The organism is uncultured Nocardioides sp. (assembly GCF_947489365.1).
Taxonomy (GTDB): Bacteria; Actinomycetota; Actinomycetes; order Propionibacteriales; family Nocardioidaceae; genus Nocardioides.
In genome coordinates this window covers 1-14,205 of record NZ_CANLDB010000010.1, presented here as the reverse complement: position 1 = coordinate 14,205, position 14,205 = coordinate 1, and the positions used below count along the sequence as shown (strand labels likewise).

14 protein-coding genes are annotated in these 14,205 nt (G+C 72.6%); 8 read left to right on the top strand and 6 right to left on the bottom strand.

Features of this window, described 5'->3' with window-relative positions; all coding sequences use genetic code 11:
• Nucleotides 1-94 precede the first annotated feature (94 nt).
• Nucleotides 95-2,179: an acyltransferase family protein gene (locus tag Q0858_RS20235; RefSeq protein WP_299058171.1), complete on the top strand. Its 2,085-nt coding sequence runs from the start codon at nt 95-97 to the stop codon at nt 2,177-2,179.
• Nucleotides 2,180-2,305: 126 nt separating this feature from the next.
• Here the strand turns inward: Q0858_RS20235 and Q0858_RS20230 are convergent, their stop codons facing one another.
• From Q0858_RS20230 to Q0858_RS20210, 5 genes are all read right to left on the bottom strand, one after another.
• The gene (locus Q0858_RS20230) at nt 2,306-2,518 is read right to left on the bottom strand and encodes a hypothetical protein (protein ID WP_299058170.1); all 213 of its coding nucleotides are present in this window, start codon (nt 2,516-2,518) and stop codon (nt 2,306-2,308) included.
• 97 nt (nt 2,519-2,615) lie between these two features.
• Nucleotides 2,616-3,599: a sulfite exporter TauE/SafE family protein gene (locus Q0858_RS20225; protein ID WP_299058169.1), complete on the bottom strand. Its 984-nt coding sequence runs from the start codon at nt 3,597-3,599 to the stop codon at nt 2,616-2,618.
• Nucleotides 3,599-4,162 carry a hypothetical protein gene (locus Q0858_RS20220; protein WP_299058168.1) on the bottom strand — a complete coding sequence of 188 codons (564 nt, stop codon included), beginning with the start codon at nt 4,160-4,162 and terminating at the stop codon, nt 3,599-3,601. The genes Q0858_RS20225 and Q0858_RS20220 overlap by 1 nt, the downstream gene beginning before the upstream one ends.
• Before the next feature lie 4 nt (nt 4,163-4,166).
• Entirely contained in the window at nt 4,167-5,351 is a 1,185-nt protein-coding gene (gene cysC / locus Q0858_RS20215; protein WP_299058167.1) for an adenylyl-sulfate kinase, read from the bottom strand.
• Between the two features lie 2 nt (nt 5,352-5,353).
• A complete protein-coding gene (locus tag Q0858_RS20210) occupies nt 5,354-5,857 on the bottom strand; it encodes a hypothetical protein (protein WP_299058166.1) in 504 nt (167 codons plus the stop codon).
• Nucleotides 5,858-5,947: 90 nt separating this feature from the next.
• On the opposite strand from Q0858_RS20210, the gene Q0858_RS20205 reads away from it, so the two are divergent.
• From Q0858_RS20205 to Q0858_RS20190, 4 genes are all read left to right on the top strand, one after another.
• Entirely contained in the window at nt 5,948-6,910 is a 963-nt protein-coding gene (locus Q0858_RS20205) for an asparaginase (RefSeq protein WP_299058165.1), read from the top strand.
• A 131-nt stretch (nt 6,911-7,041) separates the two neighbouring features.
• On the top strand, nt 7,042-7,443 hold the full coding sequence (locus tag Q0858_RS20200) for a helix-turn-helix transcriptional regulator (RefSeq protein ID WP_299058164.1): 402 nt from the start codon (nt 7,042-7,044) through the stop codon (nt 7,441-7,443).
• Between the two features lie 49 nt (nt 7,444-7,492).
• On the top strand, nt 7,493-8,275 hold the full coding sequence (locus Q0858_RS20195; protein ID WP_299058163.1) for a hypothetical protein: 783 nt from the start codon (nt 7,493-7,495) through the stop codon (nt 8,273-8,275).
• Nucleotides 8,276-8,778: 503 nt separating this feature from the next.
• A complete protein-coding gene (locus Q0858_RS20190) occupies nt 8,779-9,060 on the top strand; it encodes a DUF2516 family protein (RefSeq protein ID WP_299058238.1) in 282 nt (93 codons plus the stop codon).
• A gap of 9 nt (nt 9,061-9,069) precedes the next feature.
• Here Q0858_RS20190 and Q0858_RS20185 read toward each other — a convergent pair whose 3' ends face one another.
• The gene (locus Q0858_RS20185) at nt 9,070-10,746 is read right to left on the bottom strand and encodes a polysaccharide biosynthesis tyrosine autokinase (RefSeq protein ID WP_299058162.1); all 1,677 of its coding nucleotides are present in this window, start codon (nt 10,744-10,746) and stop codon (nt 9,070-9,072) included.
• Between the two features lie 27 nt (nt 10,747-10,773).
• Between Q0858_RS20185 and Q0858_RS20180 the strand changes: the two genes are divergently transcribed.
• The 3 genes from Q0858_RS20180 (at nt 10,774) to Q0858_RS20170 (ending at nt 13,733) form a co-directional block, all read left to right on the top strand.
• Nucleotides 10,774-12,621 (top strand): nucleoside-diphosphate sugar epimerase/dehydratase, encoded by a 1,848-nt coding sequence (locus tag Q0858_RS20180; protein ID WP_299058161.1) that lies wholly within the window; start codon nt 10,774-10,776, stop codon nt 12,619-12,621.
• A gap of 28 nt (nt 12,622-12,649) precedes the next feature.
• Nucleotides 12,650-13,018 carry a phosphomannose isomerase type II C-terminal cupin domain gene (locus Q0858_RS20175; RefSeq protein WP_299058160.1) on the top strand — a complete coding sequence of 123 codons (369 nt, stop codon included), beginning with the start codon at nt 12,650-12,652 and terminating at the stop codon, nt 13,016-13,018.
• A gap of 79 nt (nt 13,019-13,097) precedes the next feature.
• Nucleotides 13,098-13,733 (top strand): hypothetical protein, encoded by a 636-nt coding sequence (locus tag Q0858_RS20170; protein WP_299058159.1) that lies wholly within the window; start codon nt 13,098-13,100, stop codon nt 13,731-13,733.
• The last annotated feature ends 472 nt before the right edge of the window (nt 13,734-14,205 follow it).

Below are 14,205 nucleotides of genomic sequence, written 5' to 3'. Positions count from 1 at the left end.
GGCCGGGCCCCGATATCGACGCGGGTCCTGGACCCCCTGTTACGTTCGAGGCTTTGCCTTGCCCCCCACCAGGCCCTCCGGCCCGGGAGACGCTGTGCCCGACCCGACCACTCCGCGGCGAGCGGGCTTCCGTGACGACATCCAGGGCATGCGCGCCCTGGCGGTGCTCGCGATCATCCTGTTCCACGCCGGGCTCAGCCCCTACCCGGGCGGGTTCGTGACCCTGGACGTCTTCTTCGTCCTGTCCGGCTTCCTCATCACCCTGCTGCTGCTGCGCGAGGTCGAGCGCGACGGGACGGTCTCCCTGCGGCGGTTCTACGCCCGCCGGGCCCGGCGGATCCTGCCGGCGGCGAGCGTGGTCGCGGTGGCCGTGGTCGCCGCGTCGACGCTGTGGCTGGACGTCGTCCGGGCCCGGGAGACGGCGGTTGACGCGGTCTGGTCGGCGTTCTTCGCCGCCAACGTCCGGTTCGCGCTGGTCGGCACCGACTACTTCGCCGACGAGGCACCCCCCTCGCCGATGCAGCACTACTGGTCGCTGGCGGTGGAGGAGCAGTTCTACCTGCTGCTGCCGGTCCTGCTCGTGGCCTGCGTCTGGCTGGCGGCCCGCCGCGGGATGCGTCGTACGACGGCGATCGGCGTCGCGCTCGGCGTGATGACCGCGCTCAGCCTGGCGTGGTCTCTCCACGCCTCGGTGGCCAGCCCGGAGACGGCGTACTTCTCGACCCTGACCCGCACCTGGGAGTTCGGGGTCGGCGCGCTGGTCGCGCTCGCGGCGCCGGCGTTCGTGAGGCTGCCCGCCCTCGCCCGCAACCTGCTCGCGACGGGCGGGCTGCTCGCCATCGCCGTCGCGTGCTTCGTGGTGACCGAGCAGACGCCGTTCCCCGGTTACGCCGCGCTGCTGCCCGTGCTCGGCACGGCCGCGGTGATGGCCGCCGGGACCGGCATCACCGGCCCCCTCCCGCTGGCTCAGCGGGCCCTCGGCGTCGCGCCGCTGCGCCTGGTGGGCGACATGTCGTACTCGCTCTACCTCTGGCACTGGCCGATGCTCGTGATCGCGGCCGGGTACGCCGGTCGTCCGCTGACCCTCGTCGAGACCGTGGTCGTGGTGGCCCTGGCGTTCGGCCTGGCGTGGTTGACCTACCGCTGGGTCGAGACGCCGTTCCGGTCCTACGCCCCGGCCCGGCTGCGCCGCCAGCTCGTCCTGTACCCGGCGTCGCTGCTGCTCGTGGTCACCGGCGCCGGCGCGGGCATGGCGGTCGTCGGCGACGGCGCCGAGGACGGCGCACCGATCACGACCTCGCGATTCGACCGGGCCCCCGGCGGCGCCCGGCTGAGCGGCGACGACGCCGTCGCCCTCGTGCAGTCCTCGGTGGTCGCGGCCCGGCAGGGTGCGGACATCCCCGCCGACCTCCGGCCCACCCTGCTGCAGCTGCAGGACGACAAGGCACCCCTCGGCGCCTGCGACTACGACGACGCCGGTCCCTGGGAGCTGTGCACCCGCGGCGACCGCGACGCCGAGAGGTCGATCGTCCTGCTCGGCAACTCGCACGGCCGCCACTGGATCCCCGCCTTCGAGAAGCTGGCCGAGCGGGAGGGCTACCGCACCCACTACCTGGTCAAGGCCGCCTGCACCCCTGCCCGGGTGGTCTCGGTCGCGCGCAACGCCGACCGCCCCTGGGGCGAGTGCACCGACTTCAACGCCTGGGCGCAGGAGCAGGTCGAGGAGCTGTCACCCGATGTCGTCGTCATCGCCGGCTCCGCGCCGCGGGGGATGTTCGTCGACGGGGAGTTCACCCAGGACGCCGAGAAGACCCTGCCCGCGATGTACGACGGCTACCGCGAGCTCGTCGACGACGTCGCCCCCCACGCCGGGCAGGTGGCGATGCTCGGTGACGTCCCCCGCCGCCAGGACGACCCCGTCGAGTGCCTCGGCCGGTCGGGCGCCACCCTCCAGGGGTGCCTGACGTCGCCGGCCGAGCGGGCCGCGGCGGTGACGGAGCAGAGCCGCCGCGCCACCGAGGGCACCCCGGCGCGGTTCGTCGACACCGAGCCGTGGTTCTGCGCCGACGGCCGCTGCCCCGCGGTGATCGGCGACATGATCCCCATGCGCGACCGCGGCCACGTCAGCACGGCGTACGCCGAGCACCTGGCGGGGGCACTGGGGCGCGCACTGCGCTGATGGCGTTGCCGGTGGTCTCGACGCGCGCAGCGCGGCGCGGCCGCAGCCCAGGTGGTCGAGCAGCACGCGAGCGCAGCGAGCGCGCGTCGTCGAGACCGAGCAGCCGCACCTACCGCCCAGTGACGCCTACCCCAGGTGCGTGTGCCGGCTCAGCCACCGCTCGGCCGAGCCGTGGGCCCGCGGCCCTACGAGCCAATGGCGCACCGCGCCGCAGCCGCACGTGGCGGTCACCCGACCGTCGCGCTCGACCACGCCGCCCTCGACGTCACGCAGCCGCGACGTCGGCTTCAGCGCCTTCTTGACCCTCTTGACCCTCGTGACCCTGGTGATCGGACTCATCAGCGGACCCCATTCCGCGTCGGAACACTCGTGCCCCTCCAGTATCCGACCACCACCTCACGAGCCCTCATCCGTGGCTGTGGTGGTCCTCAGAAAGTCAGCGCACCTTGTCGTCGGGCTGTTTCTCGTCGTCGGCGTTGCCGAGTCCGCGGTCGGCACGGCTGGGCAAACGCCAGGCCGCGGCGTTGTTGTCGAAGGCGGGCAGGCCGCGGGTCTGGCGGACGAAGCCCCAGGCCAGCGGACCGAGCAGCAGCAGGCCGGCGCCGATGATGCCGACCGCCTCGGGGGAGAGGCCGAGCATCTTCAACCCGGTCAGCGACAGGACGATGACGATGCCGCGGCGGATGACGGACTGGCTGACCCAGCTCGCCATGCGGGCGCCGAGGAAGGTGCCGGGCGTCCCGCCGAGGATCAGCGGGATCAGGACGGCCCAGTCGACCCCGGACACGACGACGTGGCCGATGGCCGCCGCGATGACCAGGGGCACGGCCTGCAGCAGGTCGGTGCCGACGAGGCGGAGCGCGGAGAGCGTGGGGTAGAGCAGCAGCAGGGCGACCATGATCAGCGAGCCCGAGCCGACGGAGGTGATGCCGACCAGGAGGCCGCCGACGGCGCCGACCAGCACGGTGGGGACCACGCGCACGGCGACGTCGTCGGTCGGGGCCTCGTTGCCGGAGGTGACGGCACGGAGCTGGAGGTACATGCGCAGGGCGTAGCTGGCGGCGGCGAACAGCAGCGCGACGCCGATCGCCTTGATGAGGAACTCCTCGGTGGACTCACCGCCGAGGTACTGCACGAGGAAGCCGCCCGCGGCGGCGAAGGGGACCGACCCGGCGATGAGCAGCCCTGCCAGCCGCAGGTTCGGCTTGCCGTGGCGCCAGTGGACGGCGGCGCCGACGGTCTTGTTGGCCGCTGCGGCGACGAGGTCGTTCGCGACGGCGGCCGTTGCGGGGATGCCCAGGAAGATCAGGGCGGGCGTCATCAGGGCGCCGCCGCCCATGCCGGTCAGGCCGACGACGATGCCGACGCCGAAGCTGACCACGAGGACGGCGAGGGCGGCGGTGGTGAAGAGGTCGTCCATCAGGGCTCCGGAGTCTCCAGGGGGGCGTGACCGGCTGAGGTCACCGGTGGACCGGCGAGGACCGGCAGCAGGGCGTCGAGCATCTGCACGACGGTAGTGGCGCAGGCCTCCGCGGCCTCGGGGCCCCGCCGGTAGGGGTCCGCGACGTCGGGGACGGTGTCGGCTCCGGCGCGGTGGCGGGCGAGCTCCGCGAGCAGCTGTCCCGGCTCGAGGTCCGGCGGGAGCTGGCCGGCGGCGTCGACCGCCTGGCCCAGGGTGAGGATCTTGCGGAAGGCCCCAGGGGAGTCCTCGAGAGCGAAGTCGCGGTGCTCCCGCGACGCGGTCAGCACCAGGTCGGCGTCCGCGACCATGCGCGGCGTGAGACGCCGGCTGCGGAAGTCGGTGGCGTCGACGCCGCGGTGCCGGAGCGTCGCGAGCATCTCGTCGTCCATCGGGTGGTCGCGGTAGCCGTGCGTCCCGGCGCTGGCGAAGCGCAGGCCGGTCCCGGCCGCGGCGTGGGCGGCCCACCGCTCCATGAACGCCGAGCGGCAGATGTTGGCGGTGCAGACGAACAGCACGTCCACGGGCTCAGCCCTCCAGGTAACCGGCCGCGACCAGCGCGGCCCAGACCTCGTCGACGCAGTCGGCGATGGTGCGGCCGGTCGTGTCGACGCGGACGGCGGCGTCACTCGGCTCCTCGTACGGCGAGGAGATGCCGGTGAAGTCGGGGATCTCGCCGCGGCGTGCCTTCGCGTAGAGACCCTTGCGGTCGCGCCGCTCGCACTCCTCCAGCGGCGTCGCGACGTGGACCAGCACGAAGGCCCCGCGGGCGTCGTCGACCATGGCGCGCACCTGGGCCCGGGTCTCCTCGAAGGGCGCGATGGGGCTGCACACGGCGAGACCGCCGTGACGGGCGATCTCGGCGGCGACCCAGCCGATGCGGCGGATGTTGGTCTCGCGGTCGGCGCGGGAGAAGGTCAGGCCGGCGCTGAGGTTCCGGCGGACGACGTCGCCGTCGAGGCTGGTGACGGTGCGGTCGGTGGTCTCGAGGATCCGGTCCATCACAGCGCGGGCGATCGTCGACTTGCCGCTGCCGGACAGGCCGGTGAAGAACAGCACCAGGCCCTGCTCGGCGAGCGGGGGCCGGTCGGCGGCGACGATGTCGGCGATGCGACCCGTCACTGCGCCGGGGGCGCCCACGTCGAGGACCGGGTCCTCGCCGGCGTAGTGGGCGAGGACCGTGCGCCGCAGGTCGGCGTCGGCACCCGGGTGGTCGGGGTGGGCGGCGAGGGGCACGGCGACCACGGCGGCGTCGGGCAGGGCGTCGGCGGCGGCCAGCGTCGTGCGCAGCAGCGCCGGACGGGACAGCGAGGAGGTGCCGGCGCCGACCAGCGGCAGCAGGAGCAGCGGTCGACCGTCGGCGGCCAGGCTCGCGCGCTGGTCGTCGCCGAGCTCGGCGTCCACGGGCACGACGACGCGGCCCGCGTGGGTGGTCCGCGACTCGGCGGGGGTCAGGAAGAGGCGCCGGAACGCGCCGTACTCGGGCCGTGAGAGCGCCGTCAGGGTGCCGTCGAGGGCGAGGCGCGCCAGCGGCAGGCCCTCCGGATCGACCAGCTCGACCGCCCCGGCGTCGTGCTGCGCGGCAGCGACGTCGCCCGGGAGATCGAGCGCGAGGGCACCCCCGAAGGTGGTCTGCGGTGCGGCGGCTCCGGACAGGAGGAGCTCGAGGTCGTCCAGCTCGGTGGGGGAGGGGCAGTGCTGCGGCAGGGGCACGGTCACTTCGTCTCGACGCTGTAGGTGAGCTCGGACCCGTCGTCGAAGCCCGCCACGAGCAGGACGACGAAGAGGCCGCCGTCGCCGGTGTAGACGACGGGCTCGTCCTCGGCGGTGGGGACCTCACCGAGGAGCTGCAGATCGGTGCCCGCGAGCTGGTCGACCGCAGCGGCCCGCGCGTCGAGGGCCTGCTGGTCGGACCCGACGATGACGGAGTAGCTGGTGCGCCCCTTCTCCTCCGAGGTGCTCCCGCTGACGATGTTGTCCTCGTCGAGGAGGGGGACCTCGTCGAGGGGGAACCCCGGGGGAATCCCCTGGTAGGTGGTGACGCTGCTGCCGTCGTCCTCGGTGACGACCCCCGGGTCGGTGTCCTCGCTGGCGGTCGAGGAGGAGGACCGGTCCGCCTCGGGAGCGGGCGCGTCCTCGTCGGAGGAGCACGCGACCAGGGAGAGCACGAGAGCGAGAGGGGCGGCGAGGCGGGCCGCGGCCCACGGTCGTCGGGACACAGCGGACTCCAGGGGCTCGGGCGGGGCGGGCTGGCCCGGCGCGCGCCGGGCAACCGGCGCAGCCTAACCCGGTCCTCGTAGGGTCCGGACATGCCGAGTCACGAGGTCGTCGCCGAGATCGTCCGCTCCGGGTTCGTCGAGGGCCACCACCGAGGATCGGTGGTCGCCCTGGACGCCTCCGGGGCGGTGGAATGGTCCGTCGGCGACGTCGAGTCGCCGGTCCTGCCCCGGTCCTGCAACAAGCCCGTCCAGGCGCTCGGCATGCTCCGCTGCGGCCTCGACCTGCCGCCCGACCTCCTCGCCCTCGCCTCGGCGTCGCACTCGGGCGAGCCGATGCACGTCGACGGTGCACGTCGGATCCTCGCCGGCGCGGGACTGGACGAGTCCGCGCTGCAGACGCCTCCGGACTGGCCGATCGACGAGGTCGCCCGGGACGAGGTCATCCGTGCCGGCGGGGAGAAGGCGCCGATCCTCATGAACTGCTCCGGCAAGCACGCCGCCATGCTCGCCACCTGCGTCGTCAACGGGTGGGACACCGCGTCCTACCGCGACCTCGACCACCCGCTGCAGGTGGCGATCGCCGAGACGTTCGCCGACCTCACCGGTGAGCCCGTGGCGACCACCGCCATCGACGGCTGCGGCGCACCGCTGCTGTCGACGTCCCTGACGGGTCTGGCCCGCGCCTTCCGCGCGCTGGCCGTCGCCGCGGAGGGGACACCGGAGAGCCGGATCGCGGACGCCATCCGCAGCCACCCCGAGATGGTCTCGGGGTCGCGGCGCGACGAGGCGGCGCTGCTGCACGCCGTCCCCGGTGCCATCGGCAAGGCCGGGGCGGAGTCGTGCCACGCGATGGCGCTGGCCGACGGCCGCGCGTTCGCGCTCAAGGTGGACGACGGCGCGCCCCGCGCTCGGCCGGTCGTGCTCGCGGCCGCGCTGGCCCGGGCCGGCGTGGACCGCGAGGACGGTGTGGACGGTGCCGCGGTGCGGGCCACCGGGGAGGCGCCGTTGCTGGGCGGCGGCGTCCGGGTGGGCCAGATCCGTGCTGTCCTGTGACAGCACCTCGGGGTGTTTGCGAACTCTGCTAGCGGCGAGATCGCCCGTCAGGGGCGCTTTCTAGGCTGGATGTGGGGCACCTCACGCGCTAGCAGCTTGCATGCGCTAGCACCAGCTAGCATCATGGAGGCATGGCGAAGGGAAAGGTAGGCAAGACGGTCGAGTCTCTCGGCGACTACCTGAGGGACCAGCGCGTGTCAGCGCAGCTGTCGCTGCGCCAGCTCGCGGAGCAGGCGGGGGTGTCGAACCCCTACCTCAGCCAGATCGAGCGGGGACTGCGCCGCCCGTCGGCAGAGGTCCTGCAGCAGATCGCGAAGGCGCTGCGCATCAGCGCCGAGCAGCTGTACGTCCGTGCCGGGATCGTCGATCCCGCCGACGGCATGGGTGGTTCGGTCGAGCTGTCGATCCTGGGCGACCCGTCGCTCACCGAGCGGCAGAAGCAGTCGCTGCTCGACGTCTACGCGTCGTTCGTGGCCACCAACCTGGCCACCGGGGAGATCCCCGACCGCCGCAAGACGGCCGCCGCGTCCTGACCCTTCCGCACCCACCAGCAACCATCACGTCACACAAGGAGTGATCAGCATGGCCAAGACCAAGCTCGAGAACACGAACCGCATCGTCCCGACCCGCCCGCTGTACGTCGGCATCGGCGTCACCGACTTCGCCGTCGAGCGCGTCCGTGAGGTCGTCGGCGGCGTGCACGCCCGCGCCGAGAAGGCGCAGAAGCGCATCGAGAACCTCGACGCCACCGAGGTCCGTGAGCAGGCCACCCGCCGCGTCAACGAGCGCGTCGAGGCCCTCGGCAAGGCCGCCGAGGACGCCCAGGAGGCCGCCGAGCAGCGTGTCGCCGAGGTGCGTGACGAGGTCCGGTCCTTCCCCCGTCGTGTGACCGGTCTGGTCAGCGAGGGCGTCGAGGCCGCCACCGAGACCTACGTCGGTCTCGCCAAGCGCGGCGAGAGCCTCGTCACCCGCATCCGCCGCCAGGAGTCGACGCAGGACACCGTCCGCAACGCGAAGACCACCAAGGCCAAGGCCAAGACGACCCGCACCCAGGCCAAGAACACCGCCGAGAAGGTGGAGAAGGTCGCCGAGCAGGGCGCGGAGGAGACCCGCAAGACCGCGAAGACCGCCGCGAAGTCGACGCAGACCACCGCCAAGAAGTCGGCCGCGCAGACCCGGACGGCCGCGAAGAGCGGCGCGACCAAGACCTCCAACACGGCGAAGACGGCGGCCAAGAAGACCGCCGACACCGCCAAGAAGTCGCCCGCGCGCTCCAGCGCCAAGGCCACGAACACCTCGGCGCAGAAGACCGCCGAGAGCGCGACCAAGGCCGTCACCGAGGCCGCCGCGAAGGTCGGGGACTGATCCCTGACCCTCGGGTCACCGCACGACGCCGGCCCGCCACCCGTCACGGGTGGCGGGCCGGCGTGCGTCTCGGACCGCGACGCACCGCGTCGGCGTCGGGACCGCCGTCCATGGGGGAGTGGCGGATCCCGACCGCATCGTCAGCGGAGGTCGAGGTGCCCCGAGCCCTGGCGAGGGGCCACGAGACCCGGCGAGCGACAGGCGCTGCGCTGCGGGGATCTCGTGGCTCGGCCGCGGGCGGCCTCGCACCTCGATCTCCGGCTGCTCGGTCACCTCGTCGGTGGTCGAGGTGCGAGCGTCGCGCAGCGACCGAGCCTCGAGACCCGGTGGGAAGGACGGCGGTCCGATCACCGGGCCCCTACCGGGTTTCGAGTACCGGTGTGCGCGGCTCGTCGCCAAGGGCTCGTCGCACGTCGACCAGCGGCGTCGAGCCGCGTCCACCCTGGTCGGGCTGCACGCTCGCAGGTGTCGTCGGGTTGCCCCGATAGGCTCGTGGCGTGGACATGAGCCTGTTCTCCTACGCGCAGGGCGGCGTCATGCTCGCCGTCACCGTCGCTCTCATCGCGCTGAAGGCCTACGCCTTCATCCTCGCGCTGACCTTCCCGGCCGAGGGCTACCTCGCCGCCGACAAGCTGACCAAGCCGTCGTGGCTGGCGATCCTCGGCATTGGTCTCGTCGTGGAGCTGCTGGGCCTGCTGGCCATCCTCAACATCGTCTTCACGATCGCCGCGATCGTCTTCCTCGTGGACGTGCGGCCCGCCGTTCGGGGGCTCCGGCGCTCCTGACCGACCCGGTCAGCGCTGGGCGCGACGGCCGCCCTCGGGGCGGGTCCGCGCGGCGTCGGCCACAGCCTTCTTGCGCTCCTTCTTCTGCTGTCGCCTGGACGGCTTCTTCACGTCCGACTCCGGTCCGTAGCCGTACCCGTAGCCATATCCGTAGCCGTATCCGTAGGCCTTGCCCGACCGGCGCGACGGCGTCAGGTTGAGGACGACACCCAGCGGGGCGGCCTCGACGGCCTCCAGTCGTTCCAGCGCGTGGTCGAGCTGGTCCCGGGTGGTCTTGCCGTGCCGGACGACCACGACCGCGCCGTCGGCCTGCGCGGCCAAGAGCGCCGCGTCGGTGACGGGCAGGAGCGGCGGCGCATCGACGATGACGACCTCGAAGCGGCTCTGCAGGTCCTTCAGCATCTCCGCCATGGCCTGGGACTGCAGCAGCTCCGACGGGTTCGGCGGGATCGGGCCGCTGGTCAGCACCTGGAGCCCGGTCGAGCCGTAGGACTGGACCGCGTCGGACAGGTCGACCTGGCCCACCAGGACCCGGGTCGTGCCGACCGCGTCGTCCAGTCCGAGGCGCTTGGCGACCTGGGGACGTCGGAGGTCGCAGTCGACCAGACAAACCCGCTGCCCGGCCAGGGCGAGGGTCACGGCGAGGTTCGCGGCGACCGTCGACTTGCCCTCACCCGGCAGCGCGCTGGAGACCACGACGGTCTTGGTCTCGCTGTCGACCTGGATGTACTGCATGTTCGTCCGCAGCACCCGGAACGTCTCGGCCCACGGCGTCACGTTGTCCAGCACGTCCGCCGGCACGGCCTCGGCCGCGTCCCCGTCGGCCTGGATGCTCCCCAAGATCGGGGCCTCGGTCACGGCCGCGACGTCGTCCGGGGACTTGACGGAGGTGTCAAGCAGCTCGCGGGCGACCGCGAGCGCGACACCGATCAGCAGCCCCAGTGCGGCGGCTAGGCCGAGATTCCGCACCGGCTGGGGCGAAACGGGTGTCTCGGGCACCTGGGCGTCGTCCACGATCGACGCGCTGATGAACCCCTCTGCTCGGCCCTCGACGGCCTCGACGTCCTCGACCAGATCACTGAGGCCCTCCGCATACGCCTGGGCGATGTCTCGCGCGCGTAACGGGTCGGGATCGGTCGCCGTCAGCTCGAGGATGACCGTCTCGGGCACCACCGTCGCAGTCACTTTGCCGATCAGGTCCTCCGGGTCGGTCCCTCCGCCCAGGCTGTCCGCGGCACGCTCGGCGAGGTCGCGGGTCTCCACGAGGTCGGCGTACGACGTCACGCGCTGAGAGGCGAACAGTCCGCCGGTGTAGGCGTCGGACGACGTGTCGGACTGGCTGGTGGAGACGAACAGCTGCGCAGTGGAGGCGTACTGGGGCGTCGCTTGCCAGGTGACGACACCCGCCACGGCGAGCGCGAGCACGAGGCACGCCACGATGGTCTTCCACCGGCGACGAACCGTCTGCCAGTAGTCCCTGAGCTCCACGTCGCCCCATTCCCGTGCCCGATGATCGCGCACACCGTACCTGTGGCGGGCGACATGAGACCTTTCCTCGACCGCTCGACGCCCGGAGCAGGTCGAATTGTCGTCAACCCCGGATTTGATGAGATCTTGAGGAGCGACCCGTAGGGTCGCTGAGGTTGGGCATGTCCGGCCCGCGAATCGGGGGCGGTCGTGCGACATGGGGAAGCCGACATGGGGATGAGACAGATGCGCAGCTTGCTGGCAGCACGGGAGAAGACCCTGGTGCGGTGGGTGCGACAGCGCCGCACCGTCCTGATGGGCGCCTTCGACCTCGGAGCCTGGATCGCCGGCTTCCTCTTCTTCGCCGCGCTCCGCTTCTCGGAGTCCTCGGCGGTGCCGTGGGCGCAGGTCGCCCTCGTCGGTGCCGCCGCCGGCGTCGTTCACCTCGTGATCTGCCGGGCGCTGCGCCTGCACGAGGGGCGGGCCCGCACCGCGAGCCTGGAGGAGATGACGACACTCGGCGTGGTGACGCTCGGCCTCGGCTTCGTCATCTTCGTCGTCAACCTCGCGCCCATCTGGGTGCCCCGCAGTGCGCCGGCCCTCGCGGCCCTGACCGCCCTGGCGCTCATGGTGGGCGTCCGGGCCGCCTGGCGCCTGGCGCTCCAGGTACCAGGGAACCGCCGGACCGACGGGGTCAGCCAGGCCGTCGTCGTGGGCGCGGGTGACGCCGCCAACGACCTCTTGCGCTCCATGCAGCGTGACCCCGACAGCACCTGGGTGCCCGTGGCGCTCCTGGACGACGACCCCCGCAAGCGGTACCTCCGCCTGCGCGGCGTGGCCGTCACCGGCACGCTGGCCGACCTGGCGGCGACCCTCGAGCGCACCGGCGCCGACGCGGTGGTGATCGCGATCCCGAGCGCCACTACAGAGCTCATCACCGACATCCGGAGGGCGGTCGCCTCGACGGACCGCACCGTCGACGTGAAGGTGCTGCCCTCGACGGCGCAGCTGCTGACCGACCGGGTCGACATCCGCGACATCCGCGACATCAACCTCACCGACTACCTCGGGCGCAGCCAGCTCGACACCGACGTGGACTCCATCGCGGAGTACCTCACCGGCCGCCGCATCCTCGTCACCGGTGCCGGCGGCTCGATCGGCTCGGAGTTGTGCCGCCAGATCAGCCGGTACGAGCCGGCGGAGCTGATGATGCTCGACCGCGACGAGTCGGCCCTGCACGCCGTGCAGCTCAGCCTGACGGACCGCGCGCTGCTGGACTCCGACGACGTCATCCTCTGCGACATCCGCGACACCCTGGCGCTGCACCGCGTGATGCTCGAGCGCCGTCCCGAGGTCGTCTTCCACGCCGCGGCGTTGAAGCACCTGCCGATGCTCGAGCAGTACCCGGCCGAGGCCGTGAAGACGAACGTGTGGGGCACCCGCAACGTCCTCGACGCCGCGCAGGCCGCCGGGGTCGAGCGGTTCGTCAACATCTCCACCGACAAGGCCGCCGACCCGTGCAGCGTCCTCGGCTGGTCGAAGCGTCTCAGCGAGCGCCTCACCGCGCAGCGCGCGGACCTCACGGGCCAGGCCTACCTCTCCGTCCGCTTCGGCAACGTGCTCGGCAGCCGCGGCTCTGTCCTGACGGCCTTCGCCAAGCAGATCGCCGTCGGCGGACCCGTCACCGTGACCGATCCGGACGTCACCCGCTTCTTCATGACGGTCGAGGAGGCCTGCCAGCTCGTCGTCCAGGCCGCCGCCATCGGTCGCCCCGGCGAGGCGCTGGTGCTCGACATGGGGGAGCCCATCCGCATCGTCGACGTGGCGCGCCAGATGATCGCTCACTCCGGCAAGACCACCGTCGACATCGAGTTCACCGGCCTGCGCCCGGGCGAGAAGCTGCACGAGGACCTGTTCGGCGAGGACGAGGAGCAGGGCACCCGGCCCGCGCACCCGCTGGTCTCCCACGTGTCCGTGCCGCCGATCTCGATCGCGGCGACCGAGGACCTGCCGACGACCGGATCGACCGGCCACGTGCGCGACGCCATCGCCGCCCTCAGCGGGTCGGTCGAGCGGACCTCTCGAGTCGGCTAGGACGAGAGACCCAGGTATCTTCAACGCCATGCCCCACGACTCCGCCGAACGCCCCTGGGGCTCCTGGCACGTCATCGATGACGCCAACGGCTACAAGGTCAAGCGCATCCACGTGCACCCAGGCCAGCGCCTGTCGTACCAGACCCACCGGCACCGCTCCGAGCACTGGGTGGTGATCTTCGGGATCGCCACCTGCGTGGTCGACGGCGAGGTCATCGTCGCCGGCCCGGGGGAGTCGGTGGACGTCGACTGCGGGCAGGCGCACCGCATCTCCAACGCGCACGACGAGGAGCTCGTCATCATCGAGGTGCAGCACGGCGCCTACACCGGTGAGGACGACATCGAGCGGCTCGAGGACGACTACGGCCGTCACGAGGAGCTCGTCTCCCCGACCTGAGCCGGTCGACGCCGGACGCCGTCCCACCACCTCCGTGCACACTGGAGGGGAACACCTGACGTCCAGCAGTGGAGCAGCCATGTCCGTCAAGCTCGCCCTCACCGGGACCCTCACCGCCCTGGCCATCGGCGCCGCGTCTGTCGCCGGCCTCGCCCTGAGCCAGGACGAACCGGTCAGGACGGTCTCCGCGACCGTCGTCCCCGCGAGCCAGGGCCAGGACCTCGACGGACCCCACTCGATGGGCATGGCCGGCCCGCTCGGCGGCCACCTGGACGACGTCCTCGCCGACCTGCCGGACGAGCTGCGGGCGGACCTCGAGGAGGCCTGGCAGTCCGGTGACCTGGGCGAGCGTCTCGACGCGCTGGCCGCGGTCCACGACCGCGCCGCCGACGGCCGCTACGGCACCGAGGTCCAGGACAAGGTCGACCGCCTCGACAGCGAGCTGCCCACCCAGAGCGAGCTCCAGCAGCTCGCGGCGGACCACCTCGACACGCTCCCGATCGAGGTCCCGGCCGAGCTGCGTCAGGAGCTCGTCCGTGCCGCCGGCAACGGCGACGCCGGCGACCGGCTCGCCGCCCTCGCGGACGTCCACGACCGCGCCCTCGCCGGCGACCTCGGGCCCCAGGCCCGCATGCTCGTCGAGCAGCTCGGGCGCTTCCTCGAGCAGATGGACGCCGGCGGTGGGTTCCCGGGCGCCGGGGGCCTCGGGGCCTGATCTGCGCCTGATCTGCGCCTGAACGGCGCGGGTCACCGGGTCTCGACGACGCGCGCTCGCTGCGCTCGCGGGCTGCTCGACCACCGAGGTCCGATCGGCGCTTGCCGTACGGGGTCTCGTGGCTCCTCGCCAGGGCTCGGAGCACCTCGACCTCCGGCGGTGGTCGAGGTGTGAGTGTCGCGCAGCGACCGAGCCTCGAGACCCGGTGAGACGGCCGACGTCCGTCGAAGGGGGTCTCGACGACGCGCGCTCGCTGCGCTCGCGGGCTGCTCGACCACCGTGGGTCAGGTGGGCGTCCGTCGTACGGGGTCTCGTGGCTCCTCGCTGGAGCTCGGAGCACCTCGACCTCTGGCGGTGGTCGAGGTGTGAGTGTCGCGCAGCGACCGAGCCTCGAGCCCGGTGAGACGGCCGACGTCCGTCGAAGGGGGTCTCGACGACGCGCGCTCGCTGCGCTCGCGGGCTGCTCGACCAC

What these genes read in the sequence shown, in the direction of transcription:
- Q0858_RS20230 (WP_299058170.1), bottom strand. Translation starts at nt 2,518, where the DNA reads ATGAGTCCGATCACCAGGGTCACGAGGGTCAAGAGGGTCAAGAAGGCG.
- Q0858_RS20225 (WP_299058169.1), bottom strand. Translation starts at nt 3,599, where the DNA reads ATGGACGACCTCTTCACCACCGCCGCCCTCGCCGTCCTCGTGGTCAGC.
- Q0858_RS20205 (WP_299058165.1), top strand. Translation starts at nt 5,948, where the DNA reads ATGCCGAGTCACGAGGTCGTCGCCGAGATCGTCCGCTCCGGGTTCGTC.
- Q0858_RS20200 (WP_299058164.1), top strand. Translation starts at nt 7,042, where the DNA reads ATGGCGAAGGGAAAGGTAGGCAAGACGGTCGAGTCTCTCGGCGACTAC.
- Q0858_RS20195 (WP_299058163.1), top strand. Translation starts at nt 7,493, where the DNA reads ATGGCCAAGACCAAGCTCGAGAACACGAACCGCATCGTCCCGACCCGC.
- Q0858_RS20190 (WP_299058238.1), top strand. Translation starts at nt 8,779, where the DNA reads ATGAGCCTGTTCTCCTACGCGCAGGGCGGCGTCATGCTCGCCGTCACC.
- Q0858_RS20185 (WP_299058162.1), bottom strand. Translation starts at nt 10,746, where the DNA reads ATGTCGCACGACCGCCCCCGATTCGCGGGCCGGACATGCCCAACCTCA.
- Q0858_RS20180 (WP_299058161.1), top strand. Translation starts at nt 10,774, where the DNA reads ATGCGCAGCTTGCTGGCAGCACGGGAGAAGACCCTGGTGCGGTGGGTG.
- Q0858_RS20175 (WP_299058160.1), top strand. Translation starts at nt 12,650, where the DNA reads ATGCCCCACGACTCCGCCGAACGCCCCTGGGGCTCCTGGCACGTCATC.
- Q0858_RS20170 (WP_299058159.1), top strand. Translation starts at nt 13,098, where the DNA reads ATGTCCGTCAAGCTCGCCCTCACCGGGACCCTCACCGCCCTGGCCATC.